This is a genomic window from Bradyrhizobium septentrionale (assembly GCF_011516645.4).
Taxonomy (GTDB): domain Bacteria; phylum Pseudomonadota; class Alphaproteobacteria; order Rhizobiales; family Xanthobacteraceae; genus Bradyrhizobium; species Bradyrhizobium septentrionale.
This window is the reverse complement of the sequence record NZ_CP088285.1, coordinates 2,983,546-2,998,697: the sequence shown is the minus strand read 5'-3', so window position 1 is coordinate 2,998,697 and position 15,152 is coordinate 2,983,546. Positions and strand designations below refer to the sequence as shown.

General features: G+C 62.4%; 18 protein-coding genes. 9 read left to right on the top strand and 9 right to left on the bottom strand.

Annotated elements, in window-relative coordinates:
• Positions 1-196: 196 nt before the first annotated feature.
• From ugpB to HAP48_RS15970, 8 genes are all read left to right on the top strand, one after another.
• Positions 197-1,513, top strand: a complete 1,317-nt coding sequence (ugpB, locus tag HAP48_RS16005) for a sn-glycerol-3-phosphate ABC transporter substrate-binding protein UgpB (RefSeq protein ID WP_166212785.1) — start codon at positions 197-199, stop codon at positions 1,511-1,513.
• A gap of 164 nt (positions 1,514-1,677) precedes the next feature.
• Positions 1,678-2,559, top strand: coding sequence for a sn-glycerol-3-phosphate ABC transporter permease UgpA (gene ugpA, locus HAP48_RS16000; protein WP_166212787.1), 882 nt, complete (start codon positions 1,678-1,680; stop codon positions 2,557-2,559).
• Positions 2,559-3,407 (top strand): sn-glycerol-3-phosphate ABC transporter permease UgpE, encoded by an 849-nt coding sequence (gene ugpE / locus HAP48_RS15995; protein ID WP_166212789.1) that lies wholly within the window; start codon positions 2,559-2,561, stop codon positions 3,405-3,407. Before ugpA ends, ugpE begins: the two co-directional genes overlap by 1 nt.
• Positions 3,407-4,489 (top strand): sn-glycerol-3-phosphate import ATP-binding protein UgpC, encoded by a 1,083-nt coding sequence (locus tag HAP48_RS15990; protein ID WP_166212792.1) that lies wholly within the window; start codon positions 3,407-3,409, stop codon positions 4,487-4,489. Before ugpE ends, HAP48_RS15990 begins: the two co-directional genes overlap by 1 nt.
• Positions 4,464-4,688, top strand: coding sequence for a hypothetical protein (locus HAP48_RS15985; RefSeq protein ID WP_166212794.1), 225 nt, complete (start codon positions 4,464-4,466; stop codon positions 4,686-4,688). Before HAP48_RS15990 ends, HAP48_RS15985 begins: the two co-directional genes overlap by 26 nt.
• A gap of 75 nt (positions 4,689-4,763) precedes the next feature.
• Positions 4,764-5,189, top strand: a complete 426-nt coding sequence (locus HAP48_RS15980; protein WP_029082490.1) for an Hsp20 family protein — start codon at positions 4,764-4,766, stop codon at positions 5,187-5,189.
• A 50-nt stretch (positions 5,190-5,239) separates the two neighbouring features.
• A complete protein-coding gene (locus HAP48_RS15975) occupies positions 5,240-5,506 on the top strand; it encodes a BQ00720 family protein (protein ID WP_029082491.1) in 267 nt (88 codons plus the stop codon).
• Between the two features lie 285 nt (positions 5,507-5,791).
• A complete protein-coding gene (locus HAP48_RS15970; protein ID WP_166212796.1) occupies positions 5,792-6,163 on the top strand; it encodes a hypothetical protein in 372 nt (123 codons plus the stop codon).
• Between the two features lie 45 nt (positions 6,164-6,208).
• Here HAP48_RS15970 and HAP48_RS15965 read toward each other — a convergent pair whose 3' ends face one another.
• Positions 6,209-6,556, bottom strand: a complete 348-nt coding sequence (locus tag HAP48_RS15965) for a DUF6665 family protein (protein WP_166212798.1) — start codon at positions 6,554-6,556, stop codon at positions 6,209-6,211.
• A 263-nt stretch (positions 6,557-6,819) separates the two neighbouring features.
• On the opposite strand from HAP48_RS15965, the gene HAP48_RS15960 reads away from it, so the two are divergent.
• Positions 6,820-7,377 carry a cytochrome P460 family protein gene (locus tag HAP48_RS15960; RefSeq protein WP_166212800.1) on the top strand — a complete coding sequence of 186 codons (558 nt, stop codon included), beginning with the start codon at positions 6,820-6,822 and terminating at the stop codon, positions 7,375-7,377.
• A 54-nt stretch (positions 7,378-7,431) separates the two neighbouring features.
• Here the strand turns inward: HAP48_RS15960 and HAP48_RS15955 are convergent, their stop codons facing one another.
• The 8 genes from HAP48_RS15955 to HAP48_RS15920 all read right to left on the bottom strand — a co-directional run bounded on the left by HAP48_RS15955 (position 7,432) and on the right by HAP48_RS15920 (position 15,144).
• Positions 7,432-7,632, bottom strand: a complete 201-nt coding sequence (locus tag HAP48_RS15955; protein ID WP_166212802.1) for a hypothetical protein — start codon at positions 7,630-7,632, stop codon at positions 7,432-7,434.
• Between the two features lie 42 nt (positions 7,633-7,674).
• Positions 7,675-7,917 carry a hypothetical protein gene (locus HAP48_RS15950; RefSeq protein ID WP_166212804.1) on the bottom strand — a complete coding sequence of 81 codons (243 nt, stop codon included), beginning with the start codon at positions 7,915-7,917 and terminating at the stop codon, positions 7,675-7,677.
• A 58-nt stretch (positions 7,918-7,975) separates the two neighbouring features.
• Entirely contained in the window at positions 7,976-9,274 is a 1,299-nt protein-coding gene (locus HAP48_RS15945) for a glycoside hydrolase family 130 protein (RefSeq protein ID WP_166212806.1), read from the bottom strand.
• 34 nt (positions 9,275-9,308) lie between these two features.
• Positions 9,309-11,594 carry a glycosyltransferase family 4 protein gene (locus HAP48_RS15940; protein ID WP_166212808.1) on the bottom strand — a complete coding sequence of 762 codons (2,286 nt, stop codon included), beginning with the start codon at positions 11,592-11,594 and terminating at the stop codon, positions 9,309-9,311.
• Positions 11,591-12,529, bottom strand: a complete 939-nt coding sequence (locus HAP48_RS15935; RefSeq protein WP_166212810.1) for a type I phosphomannose isomerase catalytic subunit — start codon at positions 12,527-12,529, stop codon at positions 11,591-11,593. The genes HAP48_RS15940 and HAP48_RS15935 overlap by 4 nt, the downstream gene beginning before the upstream one ends.
• Positions 12,530-12,751: 222 nt before the next feature.
• On the bottom strand, positions 12,752-13,027 hold the full coding sequence (locus HAP48_RS15930) for a type VI secretion protein (RefSeq protein WP_225024668.1): 276 nt from the start codon (positions 13,025-13,027) through the stop codon (positions 12,752-12,754).
• Between the two features lie 117 nt (positions 13,028-13,144).
• Positions 13,145-13,342: a hypothetical protein gene (locus tag HAP48_RS15925; RefSeq protein ID WP_166212812.1), complete on the bottom strand. Its 198-nt coding sequence runs from the start codon at positions 13,340-13,342 to the stop codon at positions 13,145-13,147.
• Between the two features lie 263 nt (positions 13,343-13,605).
• Positions 13,606-15,144 (bottom strand): AMP-binding protein, encoded by a 1,539-nt coding sequence (locus HAP48_RS15920; RefSeq protein WP_166212814.1) that lies wholly within the window; start codon positions 15,142-15,144, stop codon positions 13,606-13,608.
• Positions 15,145-15,152: the final 8 nt, after the last annotated feature.

Below are 15,152 nucleotides of genomic sequence, written 5' to 3'. Positions count from 1 at the left end.
CACGCCTGCTCTGCGATGCAACGTCGCGTCCGGCGTTGCCCCGCACGGACGCGACCGCAATCTCCGCCTTTTTTACCGCTTCCCTTTGCTTCGGCTTCCCCCCTACCATGACTTTCGTTTATACGGTCATTTGAACGTCATCCGGCGCTGTTAACGCGCGCAACGAAAGATGGCGTTCCAACCGGGAGGGGTTTTGATGATCTTTCGACGACTCGGCGCTGCTGCGGCAGCCGCTGCCGCGCTTGCATTCGCGTCGCCTGCATTTGCGGTGACCGAGATTCAGTGGTGGCACGCGATGACCGGCGCCAACAACGACGTCATCGTCAAGCTGGCCAACGACTTCAACGTCGCGCAATCCGATTACAAGGTCATTCCGACCTACAAGGGCGGCTACGCCGACACCATGAACGCCGGCATCGCCGCCTTCCGCGCCGGCAACGCGCCGCATATCATGCAGGTGTTCGAGGTCGGCACCGCGACGATGATGGCCGCCACCGGCGCCGTCAAACCGGTCTACAAGCTGATGGCCGATGCCGGCGAGAAGTTCGACCCGAGCGTCTACCTGCCCGCGATCACCGGCTACTACTCGACCTCCAAAGGCGAGATGCTGTCATTCCCCTTCAACTCGTCGTCGACCGTGATGTGGGTCAATCTGGACGCGCTGAAGAAGGCCAACATCGCCGAGATCCCGAAGACCTGGCCGCAAGTGTTCGACGACGCCAAGAAGCTGAAGGCGGCCGGCTACGCCACCTGCGGCTTCTCCGGCTCCTGGGTCACCTGGGTCAATCTCGAGCAGCTCTCGGCCTGGCACAACGTGCCGCTCGCCAGCAAGGCCAACGGCCTCGACGGCTTCGACACCGTGCTCGAATTCAACGGCCCGCTGCAGGTCAAGCACCTCGAGAATCTGGTCGAGCTGCAGAAGGACAAGACCTACGACTACGCCGGCCGCACCAACACCGGCGAAGGCCGCTTCACCTCGGGCGAGTGCCCGATCTACCTGACCTCGTCGGCCTTCTTCGGCAACGTCAAGGCGCAGGCCAAGTTCAACTTCACCGCGGCGCCGATGCCGTACTATCCCGACGTCAAGGGCGCGCCGCAGAACTCGATCATCGGCGGCGCCTCGCTCTGGGTCATGGGCGGCAAGTCGGCCGAGGAATACAAGGGCGTGGCCAAGTTCCTGACCTTCCTCTCGGACACCGACCGCCAGATCTGGATCCACAAGGCCTCGGGCTATCTGCCGATCACCAAGGCAGCCTACGCCAAGGCCAAGGAAGAGGGCTTCTACAAGGACCAGCCCTATCTCGAGACCCCGCTGCTCGAGCTCACCAACAAGGAGCCGACCGCGAATTCCCGCGGTCTGCGCCTCGGCAACATGGTGCAGCTGCGCGACATGTGGTCGGAGGAGATCGAGCAGGCGCTGGCCGGCAAGAAGACCGCCAAGCAGGCGCTGGACGCCGCCGTCGAGCGCGGCAACCAGATGTTGCGGCAGTTTGAAAAGACCGCCGTCCGCTGACATGATGCCTTCGGCATGATCCGGAAAAGTGCGAAGCGGTTTTCCGGAAAGATCATGCCCAAACGACGAGCTAAAGCGCGACGACTGATTCAACCTAATCTCGTCGCGCTTTAGGGCCATCAACCGGCAGGCCGCAACCTAGCGGCCTGCTTTTTGCCGAGACCATGCAAAAGCAAGCGATCTTCCAATCAAAGCTGTTGCCTTACGCGCTGGTTGCCCCGCAACTCGCGATCGTGCTGATCTTTTTCTACTGGCCGGCCGTGCAGGCGGTGATCCAGTCCTTCCTGCTGCAGGACGCGTTCGGCCTGTCCACCAGCTTCGTCTGGTTCGAGAACTATCTCGAACTGTTCAAGGAGCCGGCCTATTTCGCCGCGATCGTCAGGACCTTCGCGTTCTCGTTCGCGATCGCGGCCTCCTCGCTGTCGTTCGCTCTGTTGCTTGCGGTGATGGCCGACAGGCCGCTGCGCGGCTCGACGCTCTACCGCACGCTGCTGATCTGGCCCTACGCGGTAGCTCCGCCGGTGGTCGGCGTGCTCTGGGTGTTCATGCTGCACCCCTCGCTCGGCGTGCTGTCGCGCTATCTGCGCGGCATGGGCATCGACTGGAATCCGCTGCTCAACGGCGACCAGGCGGCGGCGCTGATCATCCTCGCCGCGGCCTGGAAGCAGATCTCCTACAATTTCCTGTTCTTCCTCGCGGGCCTGCAGAGCATCCCGAAGAGCGTGATCGAGGCCGCCGCGATCGACGGCGCCCGCCCGATGCGGCGGTTCTGGACCGTGATCTTCCCGCTGCTGTCGCCGACCATCTTCTTCCTCCTGGTCATCAACATCGTCTACGCCTTCTTCGACACTTTCGGCATCATCGACACCATGACCCGCGGCGGTCCGGGCAAGGCGACCGAGACGCTGGTCTACAAGGTCTATACCGACGGCCTGCTCGGCGGCAATCTCGGCTCCTCGGCGGCGCAGTCGGTCATCCTGATGGCCATCGTCGTCGTGCTGACCGGCATCCAGTTCCGCTTCGTCGAACGCAAGGTGACCTACTGATGGTCGAGGAGGAAGGCTTCCAGCGCTATCTGGCTCACGCCATCCTGTGGATCGGGATCGCGATCGTCGCCTTCCCGGTCTATCTCGCGATCGTCGCCTCGACCCAGGACAACGCGGTCATCGCCAACGGCCAGATGTCGCTGTTGCCCGGCGGCCATTTCCTCGAGACCTACTACCAGACACTGTTTGTCGGCACGAGCGGATCGACCCGCGAGCCGGTGCTCAACATGATGCTGAACTCGCTGATCATGGCGCTCCTGATCGCGGTCGGCAAAATCGCGATCTCGATCATCTCGGCCTACGCGATCGTGTATTTCCGATTTCCCTTCCGGATGGCGATCTTCTGGATCATCTTCATCACGCTGATGCTGCCGGTCGAGGTGCGCATCTATCCGACCTACAAGATCGTCGCCGACCTGCATCTGCTCGACAGCTATGCCGGCCTGTCGCTGCCGCTGATAGCCTCGGCCACCGCGACGCTGCTGTTCCGCCAGTTCTTCATGACCGTGCCGGATGAACTGCTCGAGGCCTCGCGGATCGACGGCGCGGGCCCGTTCCGCTTCTTCTGGGATACGCTATTGCCGCTGTCGCGCACCAACATGGCCGCGCTGTTCGTGATCCTGTTTATCCTCGGCTGGAATCAGTATCTCTGGCCGCTGTTGATCACCACGCGCGACGACATGCAGACCATCCAGGTCGGCATTCGCAAGATGATCACCACGACCGACGCGCTGACCGAATGGCCTATCGTGATGGCGACCGCGCTGCTGGCGATGCTGCCGCCGGTGTTCGTCGTGGTCGTGATGCAGAAACTGTTCGTGCGCGGATTGGTGGAGACGGAAAAGTAATGGCTAACGTCACGCTGCGCAGCGTTCGCAAGACCTATCCCGGCGGCTTCGAGGCCATCAAGGGCGTCGATGTCGACGTCGGCGACGGCCAGTTCTGCGTGCTGGTCGGCCCGTCCGGCTGCGGCAAGTCCACGCTGCTGCGCATGGTCGCGGGGCTCGAGACCATCACCGGCGGCGAAATCGACATCGGCGGCCGCGTCGTCAACCAGGTCGAGCCCGCCGACCGCGACATCGCGATGGTGTTCCAGAATTACGCGCTCTATCCGCATATGAGCGTCTACAACAACATGGCCTACGGCCTGCGCAACCGCGGCATGGCCGAGACCGAGATCAGGACGCGTGTCGAGGAAGCCGCCCGCGTGCTCGAGCTCTCGCCGATGCTGGAGCGCAAGCCGCGGCAGCTCTCCGGCGGCCAGCGCCAGCGCGTCGCGATGGGCCGCGCTATCGTGCGCCAGCCAAAGGTGTTTCTGTTCGACGAGCCGCTGTCGAACCTCGACGCCAAGCTGCGCATCGCGATGCGGGTCGAGATCCGCAAGCTGCAGCGCCGGCTCAACACCACCTCGATCTACGTGACCCACGACCAGCTCGAGGCGATGACGCTCGCCGACATCCTCGTGGTCATGAATGGCGGCCAGGTCGAGCAGATCGGCAATCCGCTCGACATCTATCAGAGGCCGGCGACCACCTTCGTCGCCTCGTTCATCGGCGCGCCGCCGATGAACCTGATGCCGCTGCGCTCGGACGAGCTGAAGTCCCAGATCACCGGTGCCGACGGCGCCGGCATCGCTGGGATCCGGCCGGAGGATTTCGTCATTACCAACGAGACGGTATCCGGCGGCGTCGCGCTCGGCCTGACCGTCGAGGCGATCGAGCATGTCGGCGCCGAGACCTTCGTCTATGGCAGCCGCCAGCGCGAGCAGCAAAGCGTGGCCGCCAATCCCGGCGAGCTGCCGCCGGGCGAGGTGATCGTCCGGGTTCCCGGCGCCACCGGCCCCGCCATCGGCGAGCCGATCCGGGCGGTCGCCCCGCGGGACAAACTGCATCTTTTTACCGCTGATGGCCGCAAGCGGGTCGGACAATAACCAATCGGGAACGATTGGGAGCCATGCTGGCGCGTTTTCGAGCGAAGTGGACGCCGGTTCGCGTGAAGAAAACGCGGTCAAAACAAAAGGCTGGAGCTTCGGTTCTGATTTAATCAGAACCGATATGCTCCAGGCGGCATTTACGCTGGTTTCAGAGGCGCTTGAACGCTATCCAGATCACTCCCATATTGGCTTGTGACCGACGGGCAAGCGGCCCGCCGGTTGCATGGGGTGCCGCAAGGGCCCCTCAAAGTCGCTTCGAGAGGACTTTGTAATGTCTCGTGTTCCATCGTTGTCCAGTCCGTTCCTTCTGGGATTCGACGAGATCGAGCGTGCGCTCGACCGCGTCGTGAAGGGCGCCGACGGCTATCCTCCGTACAACATCGAGCGGTGCGACCGTACCAACGGTCAGCCTGAGCGGCTTCGCATCACGTTGGCGGTGGCGGGCTTCACCCGCGACCAACTCGATGTGACCATTGAGGAAAATCAGCTCGTCATCCGCGGCCGCCAGCAGGACGACAAGGCTCGGCAATACATCCATCGCGGCATCGCCGCGCGCCACTTCCAGCGCACCTTCGTGCTGGCGGAGGGGATGCAGGTGCTGGGCGCGGATCTGAAGAACGGGCTGTTGTCGATCGACCTGGCCAGGCCAGAGCCTGAACGGGTCGTTAAGACAATCGCTATCAGTGAACACGAATAATAGAAACCAGGAGCGGACTCGACCGCTTATCTGACTGAGGAGTCGAGACCATGAGTGAAGCGAGTATCATCTACCAATCCGACAGCGTCACGCCGGAAGCGCTGGCCCATCTGGGCGAGGGCCATATCGCCTATGTGAAGCAGGTCCGTTCCGAGGACGTGCCCGACCTCTTTCCGCAGGCGCCGAAGATCGCGCCGGGCCTCAAGCTGTTCGCACTGCATGCCGCCGACGGCACGCCGATCATGCTGACCGACAGCCGCGAAGCCGCGATCGCGAACGCCTGGAGCAACGAGCTGCAAGCCGTCAGCGTCCACTGACGCTGCGCTGAATTCAGCATCCGCTGATACAATGCGCGGGCATGCCTCGACACCGGTCGAGGCGGCCCGCGCATTCTTATTTTGGCGCCCCGTCCTGCGGGTAGTTGCAGCTGTCACAACTTTAACGAAGCCCGCGGTAAGCTTCCCTGATCTGACGCCATCAGTGCGCGGGTGCCTATGATCAGTCGATCGTCTAACTGGGGTCTTCTGTTTGGCGGACTGGCCTCGCTTGTCGTCGCCTGCTGTCTCACCCTCGCTTGGTCGAGAGAGCCCGGCAGCTTTGTCATGTTGCTGGTGATGTTCGTGCCCGCTGTCACGATCATGGGCGGCCTCGCTGGCGGGTTTCTGTTCGGCATCGTCGGTACCATCATTGCCCTCGGCAGGCATCGCATCGAGGCGTCGCCACTGAGTTATGCGCTGCTGGGAGGACTTGTTTCCCTGGGAGTGCTGGTGCCGTACGCGTCGTGGATAGCGGGCGGGATCCTTCCAGCGCTGCAAGGGCGGCAGGGTGTTTATGTGTTGCTTCCGACCGGGCTGCTGCCGGTTATGATCGCGGGCCTCCTTGTTGGATCGAAAGTCGCCTCGGAGCAGAACGCGGACGCAAGACGTGGCGCGCAGACAACTCCACCCCCGCTCGAAGGTGGGTCTCCTACTTAAGCCGCGGGCTGAGGCTGGGCCGCGACAGGTCGCGAAGCTCATCAATCATGTGACGGTCCGCGTTGACGCGGCGAGCATCGGGCCCATGCACAGCTGCACCTCGCCCGGCACATTGTAGGTGCGCATGATCGCGCGGCTGTCGCGCATGCCACAAGCCTCCCGCTGCACCACGAACATCCAGAGCGCGTGGCCGGCCTCCCGCACCAGAACGCGCCGCGCCTGCAGCCCGGATGCCGGCGCGCCCGAAGCCGGTTGCGCGGCATCGAACTCGCGCAATTTGGCGAGGGCTTGTTCCAGCGCACGCCCCATTCGTCCGAGCGCAGAAGCCTTCTCCTCGGCGAGCTCGTAAGTGAGGACGTCGAGGGGAGTGCGAAAGCGAAAGTCGAGGGACATCGGTATCCCCTGGGGCCGCGTGCATGATGATGCGCCCCAGATTCTTCTGGGGTGATGGAACGGTTGTCAATAGGCGCTCACGCCGGTGCCTTGCGCAGCTGACCATGGCGGCGGCCCCCGTTTCGCTGCGCGCCATTCCATGTTGTAATCAGTTCCCGTGACCAACAGTCCGCGCAGTCCTGAACCTCGGAGAAGGCAACGCGACAGGGGGAATTTCCAGCAAAGTTTTGTCAGACGCAAAATCGAATTGAGGAGATGCGACCATGCAGAAGAGCTCGCTGATCAGTCTCATTGCTTCGGTGCCGATCGCCATCCTGGCAACCGGCATCGCGATCTCCGCGCAGGACAAGTACACTCTGCAAGTGCCTGGTGGGCTCGCATTTTCCGAGTTCAGGGGATACGAGGACTGGCCGGTGATCGCGATCAGCGAGAACGAAGGCGTCATTGCCGTGATCCTGGGCAATCCGGCGATGATCGGCGCTTACCGAGAGGGCGTGCCCGGCAATGGCAAGCCGTTCCCGGACGGCGCCAGGATGGCGAAGATTCATTGGATCCCGAAAAAGCAGGAAGCGTATCCCGGCCAGCCGACGGTGCCGGGCGCCCAGCACGACGTCGACTTCATGGTGAAGGACAGCAAGAGATTCGCCGACAGCGGCGGATGGGGATACGGCGCGTTCGAGTATGACGCGGCGACCGATGTGTTCAGGCCCGCCACCACGGCGGACAATCCACCGCAGGAAAACGACGCGAAGTGCGGCTACGCATGCCACACCGTGGTGCAGAACCGCGACTACGTATTCACCGAGTACGGAAAGCGGTGAAGGGCCGGATTGTGTGAACCAACGCTCCGTCAGCCGCGCTGCGGATATCCGGCTTCAGTTTCTCGCTGAACCGAAGTTCTCCGCGCTGATGGCGCGGTCCAGGGCTTCGATCAACGCCTGAACCTCGACGAACTTGCTGCGTGCCCGCTCCGCCTTGTCACGATCGAAGGGAGCGGCCAGCACTTTCGCATGCGTGTCCCTGTCCTCGACCATGCGATCACGGGCTTTCTTCAGTGTTTCAAGTCGCTCGCTCATCTGGGTCCTCCCGTACGTAGCTGCTCATTCGTAACCAAGGACTCAGCCGAAGTTGGCCGGAAGCTCACCCTTCCGGAAGAAGACCGTAGGCTCATCATCATAGTCACCGATTTCGGGATCGCCGGTGGACGAGAATGCAACGACGGCGAGCTTGCTCAACGCCAGCCGCTCCGCCGTTCGCAGCGCGCCATTTGCCGTTTTGCAGACGATTGGAGAGTCGGGCTTCAGATACCCGCCTTTGCCGGCGTTGAATGCCTGCACGACGTAGGTTGTTTCGCGGGCCATGAAGGCTCCTTAAGCTGCCGAGGGATGCGGTTGATGCAAAAGACTGCGAACGCTGCGCTCAGCGTTTCATCGCTTCCATGAGCGCAGAAATCTTGATCGTGGCGAAACTGGAAAAGGTGTCGGACACGGCATATGGCAAAACGATCTGTTCGTTGTGCCTCATCGCACCGCAGGTATAGACGACGTTGGGGACGTAGCCTTCGCGCTCGGACGGTTCAGGCCGCAACAACGGCTCGCTCGAGCGTGCCAGCACCCTGGATGGGTCGCGCTTGTCGAGCAGCGCCGCCCCGATCGAGTATTTGCGGACCGGGCCAACACCGTGCGTCAGCAGCAGCCAACCTTCATCAAGCTCGATCGGCGACCCGCAATTGCCGATCTGGACGAACTCCCAGGGAAATTGCGGCCGCAGAACGGCCTGACCGCCTTCCCATGTGTAGAGGTCGTCTGAATAGATCAGGTACAGGTTCTCGTTATCCTGTCGCGCGATCATGGCGTATCTGCCGTCGATCTTGCGCGGGAACAGCGCCATGCCCTTGTTGCGTGCCGCGGCGCCCCGCAAGGGCGTCAGTCGAAACGACATGAAGTCGCTGGTCTCGATCAATTCGGAACGGATCGCCCGTCCGCTGTAGGCCGTATAGGTCGCGTAGTAGGCTTTTCGATCACCGTCGCTGAATTCAACAAAGCGCGCATCCTCGATGCCGTTGGATTGGGATTCGGTGATGGGAAAGATGACGCGCTCGCTGAGCTCTTCCTCACCCTTGAATGTCAACTCGACACGCTCGCCATCCGGACCCGATATGCGATGGGAAATCCGAGGGAGCGAGGCGAGGCGAGCCGTCGGATCAACGGTCAGGCTGCCATCGGCAGCGATCGTTCCGGTTCGAAAAGTCAGTGACGACACGTGCCCTTCGCCGATCGCACGCAGACTGATGACGACGCATATGCCGCCGTTCGGCGCACCCGATTGATCGGGGTGCGGCACGATGCTGGGATTGAATAAGGCAGAGGCTTCGAACGAATACTCACTGAGAAAATAGGCGCCAACGAGCTGGCGCTGGGTCTTTGAAAAGACGCCATGCGTCGCGAACGCGTCTTCCATTTCATCCGCGCGGGCTTCGAAGGTCTCCAACAGGTTCCGATGGCGGCCCTGGAAATTGTCCAGGACGTCCGCGAGCTGAGCGGCAACGGCATCCGGATCGAGTGCGAGAACCCGATCGACGATATGATTTGCGCGTATTTTGTCGGTCGGATTCAGATCGCGCGGTTCGGTCGCCGGCTTGAACGGCCGCACGATGACCCGCGCGGGATCGGGGCGCAGATGAAGCGCCTGCCGATTCAGAAAAGTAGCTTGTGACACGGCATCCTCGGCTCGCTGGATTGGAGGGTGAAATTCAGGCGCCTACAGCCCGCAAGGCCGCAGGCCTGGTCAGGCTGGTGTTGACGCGCGCGAGCTGGCGCATCTCTGCAAGTCCGAGGAGATAGCAAACAACCGATTCGCCACCGCGGTTTTCGTTGGCACGATCGGGGTGCAATCCATCGCGGCAACTTCCAGTTTGCGAATCGACCAACGCCACCGACAGATCGTTGCTGCCGAGAAACCAGCCGAAGGCGCGCGCTGCCATGGCCTTCCATTCGGCATCGCCGCTCGCGCGCCAGGCCGCAAGGCAGGCTGCGATCGTCGCCGTTGCTTCCACGGGCTGCTGATCGAAGGCACGGGGATGTTGCCGCTGCTCGCCGAACCCGGCGGTGCCGACCGGACGGAAATGACCCGCTGCTGTGGTTTGTTGCGTCATGAGCCAGCGCAGGGACCTCAATCCAGCATCGAGATATTCTGGCACTTTCGTCGCCACGCCCGTCAGCATCAAGGCCTGCGGCAGCCGCGCGTTGTCGTAAGCCAGCCCTTCTTCAAACCACACCCAGTCCGGCGTCTGGACACACGCCAGGCAAGACATCAAGCGGTCGGCAAGAGACAGCCGGATCGCCCTGGCGTGGAGATTGTCCGGCGTCACTGCGCAATAGGCGTCCAGGCCCAGAAGCATGAATGCCCACGCTCGCGGTGAACGAAAGCTCTCCGCGGTCGACAATGCCTCGGCGAACAAGGCCGCGGCCCATCGGCGCCGCGACGGGCTCAGATCACTGCGCGCGGCCTCGCCCAAGGCCCATAGCGTTCGCCCATTGCTGTCTTCGGAACCTTTGTCTTCAAGCCAGGTTCGATTGAAGCCCATGAAATTGCGAAACTGCCTGGTATCGGGGTTCCACGCGTGCTGCACGAAAGCCGCAAAGCGAGTCGTCAACAGCTCCGGCAGCGGCTGTTCACCCGGATTGTTCAGCGCGCAGGCGAGCAGCAGTGCGCGGGCATTGTCGTCGACGCAATAGCCGTGCGCGCGATCGGGCACCGAATGGACCGCGTGCTGGAACAGGCCGGTATCGTCGCACATCGACAGGAAGTGGCCGATCTGCATGTCCGGCGGCGCGGGACTGCGGAGCTCCGGCGATCCTACGTCGGAGCGCGCGAAGAGCTTCGGCCGGTGCGCTTGCCGTGCAGTCTCGAAGACCGCCATGTAACGCTCGGCCGTGCGTTCCCATGTCATCGTTCGGCTCGCCGCGTAGGCGCGCCGCGACATCGCCTGCCGGCGAGCGTCATCGGTGAGCAACTTTGCGATTTCGTTGCCGATCGCCGAGGCGTTGCCGAAAGGCACCAGAACGCCGCATCCATCTGCCAGCAGCTCGCGCGCGTGCCAATAGGGCGTCGAAACGACCGGCCTCCCCAGTCCGAAGCTGTAGGCCAGGGTCCCTGACGTCATCTGGGCTTCGTTGAGATAGGGCGTGACGTAAACGTCGCACATCGAGATGAATTCGAGCAGCGTCGCCAGATCGACGAACCGGTCGAGGAACACCACCTGACCGTCTATTCCGAGTTCGCGCGCTCGCGCCATCAGGCTCTCGCGATACCCCTCGCCCTGGTTTCGAACCAGGTTGGGGTGTGTTGCGCCGAGCACGACGTACACCGCATCCGCGCAGCGTTTCAGGATCGACGGCATGGCGTCGATCATGACTTCGATGCCCTTGTTCGGTGACAACAGGCCGAATGTCAGGATGACCGACTTTTCCTCAAATCCGAGCCTCGCCTTCGCTGCATCGGGCTCGACAAAGGCGACATCGGGAATGCCGTGGGCGATGATCTCGATCTTGTCCTCCGGCACCAGATAGATATCGCGCAACAGCTCGCGCCCCTTGTCGGCCATTACCACGACCTTCGACGACAAATCGACGATGCGCTCCATGACCATACGTTGCCTGGCCGTCGGATCGGCCAGCACGGTATGGAACGTCGTCACCACCGGCATGGTAAGGCGCGACAGCAGCACGAGGATATGAGCACCGGCTTCACCGCCGAAAATCCCGAATTCGTGCTGCAGGCACACGATGTCAAACTGGCCGGCATTGAGGAAATCCGCGGCGCGCGTGTAATCTTCGAGATTGCCGTCCTTGATCTGAAAAGCGACCGCCAAGGGATAATCATAGACTTGACCCCGATCGGTCATCGCCACGATGCAGGCCTCAAGATCCGGGCGCGAAACCGATATCGCGTTTCGCAGATCGGTCGTGAAGGTTGCAATTCCGCATCGGCGCGGCAACGAGTTGCCGATAAAGGCGATACGGCGGGGCGATGTCATGTCTGTACCTCGATGATCCGGCTTGATGTCGGAGCGTGCACGGCGCCGGATGCGGCGGCAGATTTGGCCGTTCGTTCTGCGCAATCCTGCATCAGGGCTGCAATTGGATCAGGTCCCGGATAGGCGATCAAAATACTCATTCCCTCCGGGCCAACCTCGATGCCGGCGCTGTCGGCTTCGGCAAAAATTGCGTCCCCAACGGAGGTAGCGGTCGACCCGATGCGCCCGCTCCCTTCGATCACAAGGATCCAGGTTTCCCGGTCGGTATCGAGCGCCCAATGCGAATTCGCCTGAAGATCGATCCGCTCAAGAACGAAATGCGGACTTGCGACGAGAACCTTCCGGACATCGGTGAGACGTCGTGGAGGCGATTGCGTTGGGGGTGGCCCGGCAACCGAGGCCGCCACGGCGCTATCCTCGTGCAGCTCCCGATTCCGGCCAAAGTCGAACAAACGGAATGTCGTATCGCTGCGCTGCTGGATCTCGGCGAGCACGATATCAGCTCCGAGAGCGTGGATTGTGCCGGCGGGGACGAAGATGACGTCGCCCTGCATGACAGGATGCCATTGCGCCAAGCCGGCAATCGTGCCGTCCCTGATCGCTGCGCGCAAAGCCTGCAGCGTAAGATGTTGCTTTAGCCCCAGCGCAACCCGCGCCCCCGGCGCGGCCGAAAGGATGTACCAGGCCTCGGTTTTCCCGTTCGGCAGACCGAGGGCGTGCGCAAGCTCATCATCCGGATGAACCTGGATCGACAGGGGTTGGCTGGTAAACAGCAGTTTGAACAGGAGTGCCGAAATCGGCGCGCTCTCGCCTGTACGCTCAAGCCACAATTCTCCAACGGGATCGGCGGAAGCGTCGATGCGGCTCCAGGGACGCAGATCGACGCGCCCCCACGGCTTGCGGGTGATCTGTATCGAGGCTTGCTCGACGGTCATCTAATGTCCTGACCCAAAACGCGCATGTCGATACGACAGCCGTTGGTCGATTCCGCTCGGAAGATTTGGCGTGGCTAAGACGTCGCACTTCGCGACAGGCGCTGTCGCAACGATCCGGTGACGTCATCTATTCAATTGGCTACTCTGACGCCCGATAGCAACCTGCGCTCTCTTCGGCCGCCCGCACTTTCTCCCGCTCTCGTGCGGACTGTGTCGCAGACCTCAGCAGCCGCGACAGATATTCTTTAGCTTGGCCGCGATTCGAGCCTCTTCCGCAAGCAACGGATCTTTGTATTCAGCTCGCGGCGTGCGGTTATCGACCGCCGCAGGCTCCTTCGGCTTCGGAGGGAATGCCGCGTCGTAACAGCTGAGGCGCGCGCCCGTGCTTTCGATCGCGCGGCAGTTCGGTTCTGCGGCGAGCGCGCCTTGCGCGAATGCGCCTAGCGCCAAGGCGAGAACAAGCGTCTTCATGCAGGTGCCTTTCCGGGCAATATTCAATCTAAAAATCCCATCGTCTGTCCTTCTTGCCCGCCGACTATTGCCTTGCTCGCCTTCGGTCGAGCCGTGCGCCCGGCGAGGTATCGACGCAGCCATTGAAGATCGGCCGACGCTTCTTCACGTTTCGAGCTGATCGAACTCATCAGGCATCAGGACCTGGCCTCGCGGCGTGCATATCCGCACGTCCATATAGCCGTCCTGCAGAAGCTCCCTTGCCTTCGACAAAGCAGCGGCGATCGTGGCGCGGCCAAGGTTGACGCGACCGAATTGATGGTTTCCGCTGACCAGATATTGGAGCTGCGTCGTCTTATCCATGCAAGGCGGCCGCAGCAGCCACCAGGAGCAGAAGAAATAACGGGACGATCACCGGCGGCACGATCCAATCGGCCAGGCGAAATCGAGACACGTATGCTCCTCATCTTTGTGGCGGGAGCCCTACGTTACCCTCAGTCACCGGTGAATGCCGTGGATGGACGGTGATGACGCGACTCTACGCTCAGGTCCGGCAAATAGCGAGCTTTTAAAACCTGGTGCGGTAACAGCGCCAGGTCCATGGCGCCCCGGACCACGCAAACGCCCTAGCTGCCTGAACGCTCCGTCAGCCGCGCGCGGATATCCGGCTTCAGCACCTTGCCGACCTTGGACCGCGGAAGATCGTCCCAGACCTCGATTTGCTTCGGCGTCTTGATGCTGCCGATCTGCTGCTTGACGAAGGCGGCCAGCGCTGTTGCATCGATCGTTTGGCCGGCGCGCGGCTGCACCACCGCGACGATCCGCTCGCCCCATTTGTCATCGGCTAACCCGATCACCGCACAATCCTGCACCGCTTCATGGGCGCGCAACGCGTTCTCGACCTCGATCGAGTAGACGTTGAAGCCGCCGGTGATGATCATGTCCTTGGCGCGATCGACGATGTAGAGATAGCCATCGCCGTCGATGTAACCGATGTCGCCGGTATGGTGCCAACCATGCGCCGAGGCTTCCGCCGTAGCCTGCGGATTCTTGTAGTAGCCCTCCATCACCAGCGAGCCGCGCACCACGATTTCGCCGCGCGATCCGGCCGGCAAGAGCTTGCCGTCGCCGTCCATGATACCGGCCTGCACCAGCGGGCTGATCCGCCCGGCGGACGACAGCCGCTGCATCGCGATCGTGCCGTCCGGATTGTAGTGATCGGCCGGCGCCATCATCGAGATCATCATCGGCGCCTCGGTCTGGCCGAACAGCTGCGCCATCGGCCCGATCCGCCGCAAGGCTTCCGCGAGCCGCGCCGCCGAGATCGGCGCCGCGCCATACCAGAAGCATTGCAGCGAGCCGAGATCGGCCACATCGAGCTTCGGGTGATCGAGCAGCATGTAGATCACGGTCGGCGGCAGGAAGGTGTGGGTGACGCTGTAACGCGCGATCAGCGTCAGGAACTCGCCGATATCAGGGTGGTGCATGATCACGATGCGGCCGCCGAGCGCCATGATCGGAAAACAAAGCACTCCCGCGGCATGCGTCAGCGGCGCCAGCGCGAGATAGACCGGACGGCCCTTGAACGGATAACCCATCAAGGTCAGCGCGGTCATCGCCTCGATGTTGCGCCCCGACAGCATCACGCCCTTGGGCTTGCCGGTGGTGCCGCCGGTACCCGGGATCATCGCGAGATCATCGATCGTGTCGCGTTCATAGGGATCGTCGGCGAGACCGCTCAGCCAGCGGTCGAACGACGGCGCGAACGGCAGCTCGGTATCGAGACAGACCAGCGCGCGCAGCTTGGGCAGGTCCTGCCTGACCGCGTCGACCATCGGCGCAAAGCTCGAATGGAACAGCAGCAGGCTGCAATCGAACTGGTCGAGGATGAACTTGTTCTCAGCCGCCTCGTTGCGCGGATTGATCGGGCACCACACCGCAGCGGCGCGCGAGATGCCGAATACGCAGGCGAAGGCGAGCGGATCGTTGCCTGACAGGATCGCGACCTTGTCGCCGGGAGCAATGCCGGATCGGTCGAGCCCGCGCGCGATCCGGTAACTCAGCCTTTGCACCGCGCCATAGCTGAGGTCGCGTCCGTCCATGGTCAGACACGGCGCGTCGGCGCCGAGCGAGGCGCCCTTGTCGAGATAATCGATGAAGCGCATGGCGGGCC

Coding starts and splice junctions, on each gene's coding strand:
- ugpA (WP_166212787.1), top strand. CDS start 1,678: ATGCAAAAGCAAGCGATCTTCCAATCAAAGCTGTTGCCTTACGCGCTG.
- HAP48_RS15940 (WP_166212808.1), bottom strand. CDS start 11,594: ATGACATCGCCCCGCCGTATCGCCTTTATCGGCAACTCGTTGCCGCGC.
- HAP48_RS15985 (WP_166212794.1), top strand. CDS start 4,464: ATGGCCGCAAGCGGGTCGGACAATAACCAATCGGGAACGATTGGGAGC.
- HAP48_RS15980 (WP_029082490.1), top strand. CDS start 4,764: ATGTCTCGTGTTCCATCGTTGTCCAGTCCGTTCCTTCTGGGATTCGAC.
- HAP48_RS15960 (WP_166212800.1), top strand. CDS start 6,820: ATGCAGAAGAGCTCGCTGATCAGTCTCATTGCTTCGGTGCCGATCGCC.
- HAP48_RS15950 (WP_166212804.1), bottom strand. CDS start 7,917: ATGGCCCGCGAAACAACCTACGTCGTGCAGGCATTCAACGCCGGCAAA.
- HAP48_RS15935 (WP_166212810.1), bottom strand. CDS start 12,529: ATGACCGTCGAGCAAGCCTCGATACAGATCACCCGCAAGCCGTGGGGG.
- HAP48_RS15975 (WP_029082491.1), top strand. CDS start 5,240: ATGAGTGAAGCGAGTATCATCTACCAATCCGACAGCGTCACGCCGGAA.
- HAP48_RS15920 (WP_166212814.1), bottom strand. CDS start 15,144: ATGCGCTTCATCGATTATCTCGACAAGGGCGCCTCGCTCGGCGCCGAC.
- HAP48_RS15925 (WP_166212812.1), bottom strand. CDS start 13,342: ATGGATAAGACGACGCAGCTCCAATATCTGGTCAGCGGAAACCATCAA.
- HAP48_RS15955 (WP_166212802.1), bottom strand. CDS start 7,632: ATGAGCGAGCGACTTGAAACACTGAAGAAAGCCCGTGATCGCATGGTC.
- ugpE (WP_166212789.1), top strand. CDS start 2,559: ATGGTCGAGGAGGAAGGCTTCCAGCGCTATCTGGCTCACGCCATCCTG.
- ugpB (WP_166212785.1), top strand. CDS start 197: ATGATCTTTCGACGACTCGGCGCTGCTGCGGCAGCCGCTGCCGCGCTT.
- HAP48_RS15970 (WP_166212796.1), top strand. CDS start 5,792: ATGTTGCTGGTGATGTTCGTGCCCGCTGTCACGATCATGGGCGGCCTC.
- HAP48_RS15965 (WP_166212798.1), bottom strand. CDS start 6,556: ATGTCCCTCGACTTTCGCTTTCGCACTCCCCTCGACGTCCTCACTTAC.
- HAP48_RS15990 (WP_166212792.1), top strand. CDS start 3,407: ATGGCTAACGTCACGCTGCGCAGCGTTCGCAAGACCTATCCCGGCGGC.